17 protein-coding genes are annotated in these 16678 nt (G+C 63.7%); 10 read left to right on the top strand and 7 right to left on the bottom strand.

Annotated features, from left to right (window positions below):
- Nucleotides 1-3: 3 nt before the first annotated feature.
- Together AC628_RS22275 and AC628_RS22270 are read right to left on the bottom strand one after the other, a co-directional pair.
- Nucleotides 4-666, bottom strand: coding sequence for an OB-fold-containig protein (locus AC628_RS22275; RefSeq protein WP_074128878.1), 663 nt, complete (start codon nucleotides 664-666; stop codon nucleotides 4-6).
- Nucleotides 663-1793, bottom strand: a complete 1131-nt coding sequence (locus AC628_RS22270; protein ID WP_083633083.1) for a PspA/IM30 family protein — start codon at nucleotides 1791-1793, stop codon at nucleotides 663-665. The genes AC628_RS22275 and AC628_RS22270 overlap by 4 nt, the downstream gene beginning before the upstream one ends.
- Before the next feature lie 122 nt (nucleotides 1794-1915).
- On the opposite strand from AC628_RS22270, the gene AC628_RS22265 reads away from it, so the two are divergent.
- A complete protein-coding gene (locus AC628_RS22265) occupies nucleotides 1916-3289 on the top strand; it encodes an Nramp family divalent metal transporter (protein ID WP_074128876.1) in 1374 nt (457 codons plus the stop codon).
- Between the two features lie 6 nt (nucleotides 3290-3295).
- Here AC628_RS22265 and AC628_RS22260 read toward each other — a convergent pair whose 3' ends face one another.
- Nucleotides 3296-4072 carry an arginyltransferase gene (locus AC628_RS22260; protein WP_050422600.1) on the bottom strand — a complete coding sequence of 259 codons (777 nt, stop codon included), beginning with the start codon at nucleotides 4070-4072 and terminating at the stop codon, nucleotides 3296-3298.
- 87 nt (nucleotides 4073-4159) lie between these two features.
- Nucleotides 4160-4717: an RDD family protein gene (locus AC628_RS22255; RefSeq protein WP_074128875.1), complete on the bottom strand. Its 558-nt coding sequence runs from the start codon at nucleotides 4715-4717 to the stop codon at nucleotides 4160-4162.
- A 223-nt stretch (nucleotides 4718-4940) separates the two neighbouring features.
- Between AC628_RS22255 and AC628_RS22250 the strand changes: the two genes are divergently transcribed.
- A complete protein-coding gene (locus AC628_RS22250; RefSeq protein WP_074128874.1) occupies nucleotides 4941-5582 on the top strand; it encodes a DUF6151 family protein in 642 nt (213 codons plus the stop codon).
- Between the two features lies 1 nt (nucleotide 5583).
- Here AC628_RS22250 and hemB read toward each other — a convergent pair whose 3' ends face one another.
- Nucleotides 5584-6648, bottom strand: a complete 1065-nt coding sequence (gene hemB / locus AC628_RS22245; protein WP_074128873.1) for a porphobilinogen synthase — start codon at nucleotides 6646-6648, stop codon at nucleotides 5584-5586.
- 196 nt (nucleotides 6649-6844) lie between these two features.
- On the opposite strand from hemB, the gene AC628_RS22240 reads away from it, so the two are divergent.
- The 5 genes from AC628_RS22240 to AC628_RS22220 all read left to right on the top strand — a co-directional run bounded on the left by AC628_RS22240 (nucleotide 6845) and on the right by AC628_RS22220 (nucleotide 9947).
- Entirely contained in the window at nucleotides 6845-7306 is a 462-nt protein-coding gene (locus AC628_RS22240; RefSeq protein ID WP_050422596.1) for a DUF6163 family protein, read from the top strand.
- A 663-nt stretch (nucleotides 7307-7969) separates the two neighbouring features.
- Nucleotides 7970-8488 carry a transcriptional regulator LdtR gene (gene ldtR, locus AC628_RS22235; RefSeq protein WP_028333857.1) on the top strand — a complete coding sequence of 173 codons (519 nt, stop codon included), beginning with the start codon at nucleotides 7970-7972 and terminating at the stop codon, nucleotides 8486-8488.
- Nucleotides 8489-8690: 202 nt separating this feature from the next.
- Complete coding sequence (locus AC628_RS22230; RefSeq protein WP_050422594.1) at nucleotides 8691-8921, top strand: hypothetical protein; 231 nt, start codon at nucleotides 8691-8693, stop codon at nucleotides 8919-8921.
- Nucleotides 8922-8941: 20 nt separating this feature from the next.
- Nucleotides 8942-9163, top strand: coding sequence for a hypothetical protein (locus tag AC628_RS22225; RefSeq protein ID WP_021078384.1), 222 nt, complete (start codon nucleotides 8942-8944; stop codon nucleotides 9161-9163).
- A 487-nt stretch (nucleotides 9164-9650) separates the two neighbouring features.
- Nucleotides 9651-9947 carry a hypothetical protein gene (locus tag AC628_RS22220; RefSeq protein WP_074128872.1) on the top strand — a complete coding sequence of 99 codons (297 nt, stop codon included), beginning with the start codon at nucleotides 9651-9653 and terminating at the stop codon, nucleotides 9945-9947.
- Nucleotides 9948-10166: 219 nt separating this feature from the next.
- Here the strand turns inward: AC628_RS22220 and AC628_RS22215 are convergent, their stop codons facing one another.
- Entirely contained in the window at nucleotides 10167-12446 is a 2280-nt protein-coding gene (locus tag AC628_RS22215; RefSeq protein ID WP_074128871.1) for a TonB-dependent siderophore receptor, read from the bottom strand.
- 319 nt (nucleotides 12447-12765) lie between these two features.
- Nucleotides 12766-13197 carry a winged helix-turn-helix transcriptional regulator gene (locus AC628_RS22210; RefSeq protein ID WP_074128870.1) on the bottom strand — a complete coding sequence of 144 codons (432 nt, stop codon included), beginning with the start codon at nucleotides 13195-13197 and terminating at the stop codon, nucleotides 12766-12768.
- A gap of 89 nt (nucleotides 13198-13286) precedes the next feature.
- On the opposite strand from AC628_RS22210, the gene AC628_RS22205 reads away from it, so the two are divergent.
- From AC628_RS22205 to glyA, 3 genes are all read left to right on the top strand, one after another.
- Complete coding sequence (locus AC628_RS22205) at nucleotides 13287-14102, top strand: oxidoreductase (protein ID WP_074128869.1); 816 nt, start codon at nucleotides 13287-13289, stop codon at nucleotides 14100-14102.
- 58 nt (nucleotides 14103-14160) lie between these two features.
- On the top strand, nucleotides 14161-15162 hold the full coding sequence (locus AC628_RS22200; protein WP_074128868.1) for an NADP-dependent oxidoreductase: 1002 nt from the start codon (nucleotides 14161-14163) through the stop codon (nucleotides 15160-15162).
- A 199-nt stretch (nucleotides 15163-15361) separates the two neighbouring features.
- Nucleotides 15362-16660 carry a serine hydroxymethyltransferase gene (glyA, locus tag AC628_RS22195; RefSeq protein ID WP_074128867.1) on the top strand — a complete coding sequence of 433 codons (1299 nt, stop codon included), beginning with the start codon at nucleotides 15362-15364 and terminating at the stop codon, nucleotides 16658-16660.
- Nucleotides 16661-16678 lie beyond the last annotated feature (18 nt).

Raw genomic sequence — 16678 nt, 5'->3', positions numbered from 1 at the left:
GTGTTATGCCCTGTTGGAAGAGTGTTGTTGTTCGACGAGGTCGGCTGGAGCGGCGATCGCGATGAAGCTTTTGGCGTCGCGATCGACCAGCAACACGCTGGCGCCGACCGGCAATGCCTCGGACTCTGCGCTGGCACGCGCCGACACGGTGTGCCAGTTTCCGAAGACATCCTTGAGACGAACCCGGCCGGGCAGGCCCTGATCGAGCGGGCCGACCGACACGGTTGCGACCTTGCCGACAAAGTCGCTGTCGTTGACCGCATAGCTCTCGTCGCGCGGAATGATGCGGGCGAGGCCGCGGCTGCTGTTTCTGATTACGGGAATGCTGCCCGCGGCAGCAACCACCGCGGCAATGGAAACCGGAATGGCGGTGCCTGCGGCATGCGCCAGTCCCTGAAGCAGAAAGCCTCCGATCGAGAAGATGCCAAGTATCAGGATGATCAGGATCAGGAGGGGAAGCCGCCCGGCGTTGATCCAGAGAAACAGGCCACTAAGAGCATTGTGGCTCTCGGCCTCGACCGCGAACTCCTTGCCGATGAGCTCGCTGATCGAAAGTCCGACCATGGTGGTCAGCAGCTCGATACCGCCAAGTGCCACCATGATCGCAGCCGCGACCGCAAAGGGCCGTACGTCGGGGGCGAGCAGGATGTCGCCAACTGCACTCATTTTTCTGACTTGATCCTTTCAAGCCGCGCCGCGATTTCCTTTTCGCGGTGCAGGCGATCGAGTTCGTCAAGCTCCCTGTCGCCGAGCACGCTGGAAGCGGGAACACCGGTGACCCGGGCGATCGCCGCCATGGCGCGTTCAGCACTCAATGTATTGGTCGTCGATGGGCCCCGGCTGGTTTCGTCCTTGGCCTCGCGGATCAGACTTTGTTCGAGATCGGCCAATCGCGCTTCCGCCTCGCGGCGCGCACCGAGCATGGCTTGCAGCGCCTTGGTCTGTTCATCGATTTCGAGCTCGATGAAATCCATCGCGCGTTCCAGCGCGATCACCTGCGACTCCAGGTCAATTTGCCGCGCGACGCCGGCGCGCGCGAGATCCTCGCGACTTTCCGCAAGTGCGAGACGGATCTTCTCGTTGAGGCCAGCCGTCTCGGTATCCAGTTCTTCGCGGCGCCTCTTCAGACGGAATTCTTCGGCGCGCGACTTGCCGAGCGCATAGCGCGCTTCGTCGGCGCCGGCGTCGATCTCGCGGATCGCCTGCTTGACCAGCGCCACCTTGTTGTTGCCCTCGACATTGTCGATGGTCTGGCTCGCGATGGCGGCAAGAAGCCGGCCCATGCGCGCAAGGATGCCTTCGTGAAGCATGGTCTTCTCCTCCGGTTGTGCTGATTTCGATTTGACGGCGATGTGGATTTCGTAGCCGCGTCCATCCGAGATCAAATGCGCCGGGAAGGGGCTTTCCCAGCCCGAGACATATCCCGGCACGTCGAACGGCACCAAGACGCGTCCGCTGACAGTGCTAATGGTCAGTGAAGTTGGACCCTTGATCGCAAACAACTTGTCGTCGAGCGGTATCCGGCGGACGGCGGCGCCTGCGATGTAATTGGCGCGATCGCGCAGGCCGAGCGTCACCAGCCGCGCGGGCAGGCCGGTCTCCTTGCGGATCCGCTCATAGGCCTGGGCGTGCAGCGAGACGAGGTTGGCGCCGACCGGCGCGACCTCGGCGAGGATCGCCATCATTCGGTCATAGGCCGCAAAGGTCGCCTCGATCGCCTCGATGCCCGACGGATCGGGCGCGAGGGCGTAGCGCAGCGTTGCGGTCGGCGTCTCGACAGGCAGCTTGATCATGCATCTAACGTAAAGCACTTCCTCAGTGCTTTACAAGCGGGGCAGGCAGTATCATTTTCGTGAGCCTAGATGCAGTTGCAAATGAGTTGCAATAACGGGAGAGATCAGCCATCCTGCCCGGTATGGATGCCCGAACCCCTCAAATGCCGTCCGTTTCCGTTCCCGACGCCATGCCAGACGGCTGGCGCGGCGATGCCGGACACGCGCGCAGCCTGCCCGAGGTGAATGCGACCGTCGCGGTGCCGAGCACAGGCGTGTGGTGGCGCCGGCTGCTGGCCTTCGCGGGCCCGGGCTATCTGGTCTCGGTCGGCTACATGGACCCCGGCAATTGGGCGACCGATCTCGCCGGCGGATCGAAGTTTGGCTACACGCTGCTGTCGGTCATCCTGCTCTCCAACCTGATGGCGATCCTGCTGCAGGCGCTGAGCGCACGGCTTGGCATCGCCACCGATCGCGACCTGGCGCAAGCCTGCCGCGCGACCTATTCGCGGCCGGTGAACTTGCTGCTGTGGCTCGCCTGCGAGGCCGCGATCATCGCCTGCGACCTCGCCGAGGTGATCGGGACCGCGATCGCGCTGAAGCTGCTGTTCGGCATTCCCCTGATCGGCGGCGCGCTGCTGGCGGCGCTCGACGCGTTCCTGCTGCTGCTCCTGATGAACCGCGGCTTCCGCTTCCTCGAGGCGTTCGTGATCGCGCTGTTGATCGTGATCGCGGTCTGCTTCGTGGTCCAGATCGCCGCCGCCGCGCCGCCGATTGCCGGCGTGCTCGGCGGCTTCATGCCGTCGCGCGAGATCGTCACCAATCCGGAGATGCTCTACATCGCGATCGGCATCATCGGCGCCACCGTGATGCCGCATAACCTCTATCTGCACTCCTCGATCGTGCAGACCCGCGCCTATCCGCGCACCGAGGCGGGCCGGCGCGACGCGATCAAATGGGCGACCACCGATTCCACCATCGCGCTGATGCTGGCGCTGTTCGTCAACGCCGCGATCCTGGTGCTGGCGGCCGCGACCTTCCACAAGAGCGGCCATTCCGATGTCGCCGAGATCGATCAGGCCTTCGAGCTGCTGTCGCCGCTGCTCGGCCTCGGCATTGCCTCCACGCTGTTTGCCGTGGCGCTGCTGGCATCCGGCCTCAACTCCACGGTGACGGCGACGCTGGCCGGCCAGATCGTGATGCAGGGCTTTCTCGACCTCAAGCTGCCCGACTGGCTGCAACGGCTGGTGACCCGCGGCATCGCGATCGTTCCGGTGATCGTGGTCGCGGCGCTCTATGGCGAGAGCGGCACCGCGCAGCTCTTGGTGTTCAGCCAGGTCGTGCTGTCGATGCAGCTGCCGTTCGCAGTGATCCCGCTGGTGCGCTTCGTGTCCGACAAGCGCAAGATGGGCGCGTTCGCGATCTCGATGCCGGTTGCGGTGGCGGCGTGGATCGTCGCCGGCCTGATCGTGATCCTGAACGTGAAGCTGTTGTTCGATACGCTGTTCGGGACCTAGCAGACGCTAGTCCTGCGGCTCGGCCAGCCCTTCGCCTGACGCGTCGACGCGCAGCCAGCCCGACGGCGCGAGCCGCTGCTGCGGCAGGAAGCGGCCCTTGTAGTCCATCTTCTTGGAGCCCTCGATCCAGTAGCCGAGATAGACGTAAGGAAGGCCTTGCCGGCGGGCGCGGGCGATGTGATCGAGGATCATGAAGGTGCCGAGCGAGCGGGCCTCCAGCCCCGGCTCGAAGAAGGAATAGACCATCGACAGCCCGTCGCTGAGCACGTCGGTCAGCGCCACCGCCATCAGCTCGTCGCCGCGGCCGGTGATGGCGCTGTCGGCATTGCGCTTGCGGTACTCGATGATCCGGGTCTCGACATGGCTGTCCTCGACCATCATCGCGTAGTCCAGCACGGTCATGTCGGCCATGCCGCCGTTGCGGTGGCGGCGGTCGAGATAGGCCCGGAACACCGAATATTGCTCTGAGGTCGGCACCGCGGTGCGCTGCTCGCCGATGATGTCGGCGTTGCGGGCCAGAACTTTACGGAAATTGCGGGAGGGACGGAATTCGTTGGCGATCACCCGGACCGAGACGCAGGCCCGGCACTGGTCGCAGGCCGGGCGGTAGGCGATCGACTGGCTGCGCCGGAAACCGCCATGGGTCAGCAAGTCGTTGAGATCGCCCGCTTTGTCGCCGACCAGGTGCGTGAAAACCTTCCGCTCGTGCCGGCCCGGCAGATAAGGGCAGGGTGAGGGCGCCGTCAGATAGAACTGGGGAGTATCACGCGAGTGCTGGGTCACGTCTGATCGTCGGGCTCCACAAACAATACAGGCAGCCGAGTTAGCATCGCCCCCCCGGAGGCTAACGGTCAATTGGTTTAGGCGGGCCTAATAGGAGGCCCGCGCGGCCGGAGATACCTGGGTCCGGACCGAGCTGTTGATAATGACGGTTCCGAGGATGATGTCATGCAGCAGCCGGCGGCGGCCGTTGAGCAGGCCGACCAGCAGCACCAGCGGCGACAGGAACGAGATCGTCACCCAGAACAGCACCGCGTGGGTGGCGCCGAGCACGAAATAGCCGCGCGCGCCGTACCAGGTGCGCAGTTCCAGATCCATCATGCGCATGCCTGGCGTGGCCGAATGCTGGCCGCCGATCGAGGCGCCGTAATAGACGATGGCCCAGACGATCGACGCCGGCGACACCAGCCAGAACAGCGCCCAGCCGAGGCCGAGCGTGACCAGGCCGAACACGGCAATGAAGATCACGGCGAGGATCACCGGCACCGACAGCACGAAGAGGTCGATCAGGAACGCAAACACCCGCCGCGTCAGCACCCCGCGGAACAGTTCCGGCTCTATCGATGGATCGAACGCATGCGGGGGAACGCCGCCGTCGTTACGCCAGGCTTCATTGCGCCAAGCACCACCGTCACTGCCGTAAGACATGACCAACCTCCGATGAAACTCCCGCGCAGGACATGGGAACAGGAGGGGCGCCTGCCAAGTCTGCGCGAACATTAACTAGCCGAAATATTCCGGCGATTCGGCGGCCAAAGCGGTCGCCCCCAGATGGCTTTCGCACCGCCCGCCCGCTACTGTCGGGCATCAGGCGAGGCGCTGCGGGCCGACAGCTGCATCGTTGCGCCGCCGGGCTGCAACGGGAGGTCGTATGAGCGCACAGCTGGACCTGCGCTGCCGCTGCGGGGCCGTGCGAGGCACGGTCAGCAATGCTGCGCCGCAGTCCGCCAACCGCGTGGTCTGCTATTGCGACGACTGCCAGGCGTTCATGCATCAGCTCGGCCGCGCCGATCTGCTCGATGCACATGGCGGCACCGACATCGTCCAGGTCGCGCCGTCCTCGCTCAGTTTCGTGCAGGGCCAGGACAAGATCGCGGGCGTGCGGCTGACGCCGAAGGGGCTGTTCCGCTGGCACACGACATGCTGCAACACGCCGGTCGGCAATACGCTGACGCCGTCGGTCCCGTTCGTCGGGATCGCGGTGCAGGCATTCGACGGCGGCGCGCCGCGTGCCGATGCAGCGTTCGGCAAGCCGGTCGGCGCGATCCTCGGCAAATATGCGGTCGGCGAGGCGCCGAAGGGCTCGACCGGATTGAACCTGGCGCTGATCGCGCGCGCCATCGGCAAGGTGCTTGGCTGGCGCCTGCGCGGAAAGGCGTGGCCGCATCCGTTCTTCAAGCGCGAGACCGGTGAGCCGATCTATCCGCTGACCGTGCTGTCGCAACAGCAGCGCGATGCACTGCGCCCGCTGTGTGGCCCGCATCCGGCGGTGCCGGCCGCGGGCCGGACCTAGCTCAAGTCTCCGCCTTGATCTTCTCGGCGGCCTTCGGCGCGAAATAGGTCAGGATGCCGTCGGCGCCGGCGCGCTTGAAGCCGACTAGGCTCTCCATCATCGCGCGCTCGCCGTCGATCCAGCCATTGGCGGCGGCGCCCGCGATCATCGCGTATTCGCCGGACACCTGGTACACGAAGGTCGGCATCGCGAAATGGTCCTTCACGCGGCGCACGATGTCGAGATAGGGCATGCCGGGCTTCACCATCACCATGTCGGCGCCCTCGGCGATGTCGAGCTCGACCTCGCGCAGCGCCTCGTCGGAATTGGCGCTGTCCATCTGATAGGTGCGCTTGTCGCCGGTCAGCGTCTTGGCCGAGCCGATCGCGTCGCGGAACGGGCCGTAGAACGCCGAGGCGTATTTCGCCGCATAGGACATGATCTGCACGTCGCCGAAACCGTTGTCGTCGAGTGCCTCGCGGATCGCGCCGATGCGGCCGTCCATCATGTCCGACGGCGCGATCACGTCGCAGCCGGCCTCGGCCTGGGTCAGTGCCTGCTTCACCAGCACCGCGACGGTCTCGTCGTTGAGGATCTTGCCATCCTCGATCAGCCCGTCATGGCCGTGGCTGGTGAAGGGATCGAGCGCGACGTCGCAGAGCACGCCGATATCGGGAAACTCCTTCTTGATAGCGCGCACCGCCTGGCAGACCAGGTTGTCCGGATTGAGCGCCTCCGAGCCTTGCTCGTCGCGCAACGCCGGCTCGGTGAAGGGAAACAGCGCGATGCAGGGGATGTTGAGTTTTGCGGCACGCTCGGCGTCGCGGACGATCTGGTCGACGGTGAGCCGGTCGACGCCGGGCATCGAGGCCACCGGGGTGCGGGTGTTGTGGCCGTCGACCACGAACATCGGCCAGATCAGGTCATCGGTCGTCAGCACGTTCTCGCGCACCAGCCGGCGGGCCCATTCGGACTTGCGGTTGCGGCGCATCCGGATCGCAAGGTCCAGCGAGGGGGAGGCGAGGGCATCAGTCTGGCGCCGCGGTGTGTCGCGCAATTCGATCGGGCGCCCGAATTTGATCGCCATGTCTTGTTCTCCTCGACGGACGGCTGGTTTGGACCTGATATAGGTCCGCTTCTAGCACCTCACAGGGGCGCCGTCATTGCGCCGCCTTTGCATCCCAAGCGCCCTTGATTTGCCGCAACGGCAATTGATTTTGCGTCCCCGGCGGGCCAAGACTGCGCCATGAACCCCATTTTGCAGCCGCCATGCGGCGATTCGGATGTCTGACACCTCTGCACGCGATCAGGCGCGGGACAACGCCATCTCGGTCAGCGCGATCTCGTCCGACCGGATCGAGCCGGACGACAATGCGTGGACGCGGCGCCTCGTCATCTTCCTGCGCATCATGGCCGTCGTCTCGGTCGCCAAGGGCCTCTATCACTGGGCTCAGGTGACCGGCTTCGTCGGCGGCGAGGAGGAGGCCTTCGAGAACCAGTCGATGGCCTGGCAGACCGCCACGATCTATTTCGCCGTCATCGAACTCGTCGCCGCGGTCGGGCTCTGGCTCGCGACGCCCTGGGGCGCCGTGGTGTGGCTGACCACCGTGGTGTCGATGGCGGTCATCGAGCTGATGTTTCCGGGCATCTATGGCGGCAGCCTCACCGTGGTCGGGCTCGAGGCCGTGATGCTTGCCGCCTATCTCGCGCTGGCCTGGATGTCGGCGCGCGAACGCCCGCCATAGGCCGCGTGCAGGGACGGCCTGATGCACTGTTGCCCGGCCGCGACAGCGCGATGAATAGCTGACGGCGGCTGTCGATATCTGGCAGTCGTGCGCGCAACGAGAAGACAGCTTCGCTGGTTCTGCTAGGTGGATGCCGACAGATCGCATCCCTTTCGAGGCGCCCCGTTTTCGGAGCATCTCCACGGGACCTGCCGTCGGGATCCATTTCACCGGATCTTGGTGCGTGTGCCGGCCGGCTTTGCGCGGGCCGACGGCGGAACCGGTCTGGCCGCGGTAACGAATGAGAGCCGCTCGCGCGCATCGCGCGTGTCCCGCCGCGATGCATCCGATAAAATTTTCAAAGAATTTTCCGGTAACCGATCGGTCACCGTAAAGGGTTCCCTCACACTCGTTACGCCGTCGTTTCGAATTCAGACGGTGCTGTTTCCGAATGTGACAGGGCAGGCAGACGAAGCGTGAACAAAGGGTCTGCCACCGTCAATGAAAAGTTGCGAAAAGCCTTTGATCCATGGGCTTAATCCACGATTCACTGTCTTAAATTCATGATCTCTTTATTCTCTTATTTAAGCGGATATTCAAACGGCCCCCTTACGTTGGACCTATCAGGCGGGACACAAGTTTCGTCGAATAAAGTCGATAAAAACGACAAACAGGGGAAGTGTCATGATGAAAGCCGTTGCGACAACGGCGGCGGATGCCGCTGATCGCGCTACCGGTCAAGCTCCGGTGCAGCCGCTCTATCTCGAAGCCCTGACTTTGGTGGAGCGGCTGCATCGCCGGCTCCTCGACGTCATCAAGGACGAATTCGATCGTCGCGGCCGCGCCGACATCAACTCGGTGCAGGCGCTTCTGCTGTACAATATCGGCGACAAGGAACTGACCGCCGGCGAGCTGCGCACCCGCGGCTACTATCTCGGCTCCAACGTCTCCTACAATCTGAAGAAGCTCGTCGAGCTCGGCTTCCTCGATCATCAGCGCTCGCGCGTCGATCGCCGCTCGGTCCGCATCCGTCTGACCCCGCAGGGCCAGGAAGTGCGCCGTATCGTCGATGCGCTCTATCAGAAGCACGTCAAGACGGTGGAGCAGGTCGGCGGCATCTCGAACGAGGAGTTCGCGAGCCTCAACAAGTCGCTGCATCGCCTCGAGCGCTTCTGGACCGACCAGATCCTGTATCGCCTCTGAGCCTTCCTCTCTTCGCCTGATGGCCAAGCCGGCCGCCTAGAAGACCGGCAGCCTCCTCCAGTCCAACCTTGCTTCAACCAACGCATCGGTCATGCCCGGCCGATGCGCTTTTTCATGCTGCACCTGCGAAAATAAATGGGTCCCGCCGAGGAACCATGGCGTTGCCCGCGCTTTATCCTGTCTCCCAACGGAGAAGCAGGACATGCTGGTTGAGCGCGAGATCGAGGTGCTGAATGTCGAGGTCGTCGGTGACGCCTACGCGATCGCCTCGAACTATCTGCGCAAATCCGGCGCTATTCCTGACACTTTCGCCACCAATGAGCGCCTGCTCGGCATCATCGTGAAGCTGTTCCAGCGCGGTGAACTGAACCGGCTTCGCCTCGCCAACAAGGCGATCGCGAAGTTCGAGGCCGAGACGCTGGTGGTCGTCTGAGCGTCAACCCGGAGACTTCAATGGAAGCCGCTATCGATCGGATCATGCAGACGTATGATCTGCTACTCAACCGCACGTCCGCTGCAAGCGACGAGGCGCGCGCGAAGGTAACAGAGTACGTGCAAACGCTGTTCGAGGCGGGCGAACGCGACACGCATCGGCTCACCGTGTGCGGCCTGACCTATCTGCGCCAGCTCGACGGCAGCACCGACCATGTGAAGGCCGGGTATACCGGGCTGTAGTAGAACGTCGCTCCGCGCCTGCTTCGCGCGCAATGAGACGGGTAGGGCTTCTGATTCAACTGTCAAACAGCTACTCGGTGTCATCACCCGCGCAGGCGGGTGATCCAGTATTCCAGAGACAGCAGTGCTTGAGCCGAGAGGCCGCGGCGTACTGGATCGCCCGGTCGAGCCGGGCGATGACACCGGAGAGCATACACAACTCTTTCCGCGCGTCGTCCCTGCTCCCGTGTGCAATTGCGCACTAGGCAGGGACGACACCGAGTGTGTTGTACGGGCTGTGAGTCACACATCCGCATTCTCGCAACATCTTTTGTCCGAGTTTTGCTTCTCGTTTCACCTCGGCCGGTTCAAGCCTACCAGGATTAGGCCGCGGCACGACACTGCCAAACATTCGCGTGATCCGGAAATATCCGGATCGCAGTCCCGGTCTTCCGTTCAGCAACGTACATGCCTCGCCCGCGCGAGGCTCAATCAAGGCGGCTGAACGATGAAGACCACATACCTTCTGGCGGCGCTCCTGCTGGTGCCGTCGCTCACGAGCCAAGTTCTGATGCCCCAAGCCATGGGTCATGTGCGAACCGACAAGAGCAGCCATCTCGCGCGTGCCGGCACGCAACCGATCATCGGCAGTCGATGGCAGGGATCCGGGATCGTCGGCCGCCAGATCGCGGCGCCGCCATGGAGTGCGGCCTGCACGAACGATCTGGGATCGCACCAATGCGACGAGCCGATGTGGGTCTATGGAAGCCCCGACTATGTCGCGCAGTTCAGGAATGCATTCTGACGCCGATCCGCGCTCGGCGGTCGCGGGAAACCCCTGCATGTAAAAGGCCCGCTCCGGGGCTCGCGTTTCGGAGCGGGCCAGCCTGGGCGCGGCAAAAGCGTTGCCGCTGATCGAACCTAGCGCGACATGCTGACACCACCCTGACGGCGGTGAAAAAGAGAGGCGGCCGGACGCCGCCTCTCGATGATAGTTTTGTGAACGAAATGTTTCGCGGCGCGCTCACCATTTGTAGGCGAGGCTTGCCGTGATGCGCCGGCGGTCGCCGTAATAACAGGAGCTGATCGTGGCGCAGCTCGCGACGTAGATCTTGTCCGTCACGTTCACGACATTCAGCGCCGCGCGCCAGTTGTTGTCCCATTCATAGTGCAAGGCGAGGTCGCCGAGCACGACCCCCGGAACGCGCGCGGTGTTCGCGGTGTCGGCGAAGGACGAGCCGACATAGCGCACGCCGCCGCCGAAGCCGAAGCCCGTGAGCGGACCCTCGCGGAAGGTGTAGTCGGTCCAGACCGACGCGAGCTCTCGGGGCGTGTTGGTCGGCACGGTGCCGATCAGCGCGGGATTGAGGTCCTTGCTGACGAACAGCTCGTAATTGGTGTAGCTCGCCACCAGCTTGAAATCCCGCGTGATGTTCGCAACCGCCTCGAGTTCGACGCCGCGCGAGGTGACTTCGCCGTTCTGGGTCTGGAACAGGGTGTTGTTCGGATCTGTCGTCAGCGCGTTCTTGCGCTTGAGATCGAAATACGCGACGCCGAACCGCGCGTTGAGCCCGGCCGGCTCGTACTTGACGCCGACCTCGGTCTGCTCGGAGGTTTCCGGCAGCAGCAACTCGCCGGCGGCGTTGGTGCCGACCACCGGATTGTAGCCGGTCATGTAGGAGACGTAGGGCGCAACGCCGCTGTCGAAATTGTAGATCACGCCGACACGGCCGGAGAACTTGCTGTCGTCGCGGCCCTGCGAGGCGCCGATCCGGTTGTTGCTGGTGAGATCGACCCAATCCTGGCGCCCTGACAGCACGACGGTCAGGCGGTCGAGCTTGACCTGGTCCTGCAGATAAAGCCCGGCCATGCCCTGGATCAGATAGGCGTTCTGATACAGCGCGCCGCTGAACGGCAGATTGTTGCCATAGACCGGATTGAGCACGTTGAGGTTGGTGCCCGCGCCAAAGCCCTGGCGGTCGTCGATCCCATAATATTTCAGATCGACGCCAACCAGCGCGGTGTGTTGCAGCGCGCCGGTGGCGAAACGGTATTCGAGCTGATTGTCGAGGTTGAGCTGGGTGGCGATGCCGCGGGTGTAGAAATTGCCGCGGGTGATGTCGGCGGCCGCCGGCGTCGTCGCGTAGCCGAGCCCGTAAAGGCCGGCATAGTAGACGTCGGCGTGGGCCATGCGCGCGTTCTGGCGGAAGTCGACGCTGTCGGTCACGCTCTTCTGGAACTGGTAGCCGACCATCTGCTGGTCGCGGCGGAACTGGTCGACGCCGGGATCGCCGGCGAACAGGCTGGTCGGAATCCGCCCGAACGGTGCGTTGGTGACGGTGCCGACATAGGGCAGGAAGTTCAGCGCGCGGGTGTTGCTGTGCGAGGCCATGCCGAACACGGTGAGGCTGGTGTCGGCATCGGGCCGCCAGGTCACCGACGGGGCGAAGAAGAAATTGTTGTCGTAGACATAGTCGGTCTGGGTGCCGCCGCCCTGGGCTTGGCCGACGAGGCGATACTGCACCTGGCCGCCGCCTAGCTGTGCCGTCGCGCCGCCGATGTCGAACTGGGTATAGGCGTTGCCGAAATTGTTGACGCCAGTTTCGATGTAGCGAATGGGCTCGGCCTGCGGCAGCTTGCTGACGGCGTTGACGAGGCCGCCCGGCGCCGAGCCGCCGTACAGGATGCCGGATGGGCCGCGCAGCACCTCGACGCGCTCGAGATTGAAGGGCTGCAGCTTCCAGCTCGCATAGGAGGTGTAGAACAGTTGCAGGCCGTCGAGGAACAGCGACTCGTTCTGCGCGGGGAAGCCGCGGATCATGAACCAGTCGTTGCGGAAATCGGCGCCGTAGGTGCCGCCGATGACGCCGGGCGTGTAGCGCAGCACCTCGTCGAACTTGCTGACGATCTTCTGGTCGCGGATCTGCTCGGAGCTGATGACCGTCACCGATTGCGGCGTCTGGATGATCGGCGTGCTGGTCTTGGTACCAACAGCGCTCTGCAGCGCCAGATAGCCGGTGACCGGACCGTTGGCGCGCTCGTGTCCGGCGCCTGAGCCTGCAGCTTGCTGCGCTGCTTGCGGCTGTGCTCCCACCGGGGCGACGGTTGCGCGGCGCGTGGCGCTGCGCGGGCGCGTGGTCCGTTGCGAGGGCTGCTGCGATCGCGCCGCTTGCCGGTGCGACGGCGCATCGACCGTCACCGACGGCAATTGCGTCTGCGCGAACGCCGCGTCCGCAGCAGCAACCGAAAGCACCACCAACGCCGAAGCCGCAAACCGCTGCGGCCGAATCCATCCGTCCGTCATTCAACGCCCCCGAAGAGAATTTCTCCGGCGTCGTTATCACGGTGATTTTCGTAAACAGCCCGCGCGCGGTTAGAAGCTATCGAAGCTGTGCGCTAAGCTCGCGGGTGTGACTGCGAGACAACGGAGTACGTCGCGCAATTGCACGCCTCGCGTGAGACGTTTGAATCGATCCAGTGTTGAACGATTCAAAAATCGAACGATTAAAAATCGTCTCGTGATCCGAAGCATCCTGATCGAGTGGTTCATGATCGGACGAGCGGTGACTCGCTGGACTCGATGATCGGTAGCGTTGAGGTTGAAGGCGCCCGGCCGCGGAGGCTCATTCAGGTTCGCTAACGCGAATGGGACGTGTTCCGACCGCTGCACCCGTCGCGCGGTCGATGGTGACGGGATCGATTTCTGTTCCGGTCTCCGCGTCGAAGAACCGGGTTACCTTGCCCCCGCCTCGATGCTTGCGCCCCCACGCGCCGATTGCAAACAGCACCGGCAAAAAGTCGCGGCCCGCTTCCGTCAGCACATATTCGTCCCGTGGCGGACGTTCGGAATAACGTCGTTTCTCCAGCAGCCCCTCGTCGGTCAGGGCTGAAAGCCGGCCCGTCAGCATCGTCGGTGCGATACCGAGACTCTTGCGGAAATCATCGAAGCGGGTCAGCCCCGCATGGGCGTCACGCATGATCAGCATGCTCCATGCGTCCCCGACGAGTGCCAGGCTACGGGCGATCAGGCATGGCTGGTCTGAAAGATTCTTCATGTTGGTATCATTTTAGTAGTGACTTGGTACTGATTTGATAGTAACAGCTTGCTGATCATTATTCCATGACAAAATGAAAGCGGAAGCCGATGAGCAAGACGGTACGCGGCGTTGCCCTGGTCACGGGTGCTTCTTCCGGCATCGGCCTGGTGACGGCACGAGCGCTGCAGCGCGATGGTTACCGCGTCTTCGGCACCAGCCGGAAGTCGATGCCCGATCCCGCCGACGGGATCACGATGCTTATGTGCGATGTGATCAACGATGTATCCGTGCAGGCCGTTGTCGACGAAGTTCTAAGCCGGGCAGGGCGGATCGACCTTCTCGTCAACAATGCCGGGATCGGACTGCTGGGCGGCGCCGAGGAATCAACCACGTCACAGGCGAAGGCCGTATTCGACGTGAACGTGTTCGGCATCATCCGAATGACAAATGCGGTCTTGCCGGTAATGAGACGGCAGCGCGGGGGGCGGATCGTCAACCTCAGTTCCATACTCGGCTTGATCCCCGCGCCTTACAACGCACTATACGCATCGAGCAAGCACGCCGTCGAAGGCTATTCGGAGTCCCTCGACCATGAGGTGCGGACGCAGGGAATCCGGATCGTGCTTGTCGAGCCCGGCGTGACCCGCACGCCCTTTGAAGAGAACATCATACGACCGGACCGGCCCCTTGCCGTCTACGATACGGTTCGCGCGAGCGCGGAGAGGCTGATGCGCGAGGTGGTCGCGAAGGGCGATGCACCCGAGGTGGTCGCCGAAGCCGTCGTAAGGGCCGCGAATGCGGCATCGCCGAAGCGGCGCTACACGGCCGGAAAGGCCGCAGGGCAGGTCCGGTTCATGCGACGCTTCCTGCCCGAATCCTTCGTCGACAAGAGCCTTCGGAAGTTCAGCAGACTGGCCGACTAAGCCTTGCTCGCCGCATTGCGCGTGCTGCCGTTCCATCACAGAAACGAAAGCTCATCCGATGAAATCATTCCTGATCGATCGCTATGCGAAGGGTGCCGCGCTGCGGCTCGGCGAAAGTCCCGAACCGCAGTTGCGCGACAACGACGTCATGGTGAAGGTTCACGCCGCCGGCGTGAACTTGCTGGACTGCAAGATCAGGGACGGAGAGTTCAAGATGATCCTCCCGTACCGCCTTCCTCTGGTGTTGGGCAACGATGTTGCGGGCGTCGTGGTCCGTATCGGCGCCAAGGTCCAGCGATTCAAGCCCGGAGACGAGGTCTATGCGCGTCCGGCGCAGGACCGCATCGGGACATTTGCTGAATATATCGCGATGGACGAGGCGGATGTCGCGCTGAAGCCTAACAATCTGACGATGGAAGAGGCGGCATCCATCCCGCTTGTCGCCCTGACTGCGTGGCAGGTGCTTGTCGAGCGTGCCAATTTGCGGAAGGGGCAGAAGGTCCTGATTCATGCCGGTTCCGGCGGCGTCGGCACCATCGCGATCCAGCTTGCCAAGCATCTCGGGGCATATGTGGCGACGACCACAAGCACGTCGAATATCGCGCTCGTGAGAGCTCTCGGCGCAGATGTCGTGATTGATTACAAGAAGGATGACTTCGGGAAAGTACTGCAGGACTATGACGTCGTGCTCAACAGCCTCGGAAAGGACACGCTGGAGAAGTCCCTTGCGGTGCTGAAGCCGGGCGGGAAACTGATCTCGATTTCCGGGCCGCCCGATCCGGCCTTCGCGCGGGAGAGCGGCTCCGGCTGGCTGCTTCGACAGGTCATGTGGCTGCTCAGCTTCGGGATCAGGAGAAGATCGAAACGGCGAGGGATCAACTACTCGTTTCTCTTCATGACGGCGAACGGCGGGCAACTCGGAAAGATCACTTCTTTGATCGAGGCTGGCGACATAAACCCAGTGATCGACCGGGTCTTCCCGTTCGAGAGGACCAACGAGGCGCTCAGCTATGTCGAAACGGGGCGTGCCAAGGGGAAGGTGGTCGTCGCGGTGATCTGAAGGCGGGTTCCGGCGCGGTCCGTGATCGAGAGTGGCAATCCCCGCCGTCCCCACCATATCTGGCATAATTGACCGCCGGGGACCGCAACCGCTTGGCCATTTTGGGGCGATGTGATAACGCTCTGAAACCAGCTTCGACCGCCACTCGTGACCGTCCGCATCCTAAGTAAAGGCTTGCGGCGGTGGAGATATTTCGCCGATGACCTCATCCCCCAAGACCACTTCCGCGCCCGATTCCTTCTTCACGGCGACCCTTGCCGAGGCCGATCCCGAGATCGCCGCTGCGATCAAGGGCGAACTCGGCCGGCAGCGCCATGAGATCGAGCTGATCGCCTCCGAGAACATCGTCAGCCGCGCCGTGCTGGAGGCGCAGGGCTCGGTGATGACCAACAAATACGCGGAAGGTTATCCGGGCGCGCGCTACTACGGGGGCTGCGAATGGGTCGACGTCGCCGAGACGCTGGCGATCGAGCGCGCCAAGAAGCTGTTCGGCGCCGGCTTCGCCAACGTCCAGCCGAACTCCGGCAGTCAGATGAACCAGGCGGCGTTTCTGGCGCTGCTGCAACCCGGCGACACCTTCATGGGCCTCGACCTCGCCGCCGGCGGCCATCTCACCCACGGCTCGCCGGTCAACATGTCCGGCAAGTGGTTCAAGGCCGCGCACTACACCGTGCGCCGCGAGGACCAGATCATCGACATGGACGAAGTCCAGAAGCAGGCCGAGCAGGTCAAGCCGAAGCTGATCATCGCCGGCGGCTCGGCCTATTCGCGCGCCTGGGACTTCAAGCGCTTCCGCGAGATCGCAGACTCGGTCGGCGCGTATCTCCTGGTCGACATGGCGCATTTCGCTGGCCTCGTCGCCGGCGGCGTGCATGCCTCGCCGGTGCCGCACGCCCACGTCACCACCACCACGACGCACAAGTCGCTGCGCGGTCCGCGCGGCGGCCTGATCCTGACCAATGACGAGACGCTGGCCAAGAAGCTGAACTCGGCGATCTTCCCGGGCCTGCAGGGCGGCCCGCTGATGCACGTCATCGCGGCCAAGGCGGTGGCGTTCGCCGAGGCGCTGCGGCCGGACTTCAAGGTCTATGCCAAGAACGTGGTCGAGAACGCCAAGGCGCTGGCGGAGACGCTGCGCAGCCACGGCCTCGACATCGTCTCCGGCGGCACCGACAACCATCTGATGCTGGTCGACCTCAGGCCGAAGGGGCTGAAGGGCAACATCTCCGAGAAGGCGCTGGTGCGCGCCGCCATCACCTGCAACAAGAACGGCATCCCGTTCGATCCCGAGAAGCCGTTCGTGACCTCGGGTCTTCGCTTGGGCACCCCGGCTGCGACCACGCGCGGCTTCGGCGTCGCCGAGTTCAAGCAGGTCGGCGGCATGATCGCGGAAGTGCTGAACGCGCTGGCGCAGTCGCCGGACGGCAAGGCGCCGCTGGTCGAGGCCGCGATCAAGGAGCGCGTCAAGGCGCTGACCGATCGCTTCCCGATCTACTAAGAGGTAAAGGTCCCGTCG

The sequence above is a fragment of the Bradyrhizobium sp. NAS96.2 genome, from assembly GCF_001908235.1.
Taxonomy (GTDB): Bacteria; Pseudomonadota; Alphaproteobacteria; order Rhizobiales; family Xanthobacteraceae; genus Bradyrhizobium.
Note: the sequence above shows the minus strand (reverse complement) of the source record. Positions and strands in the feature narration are given on the sequence as shown.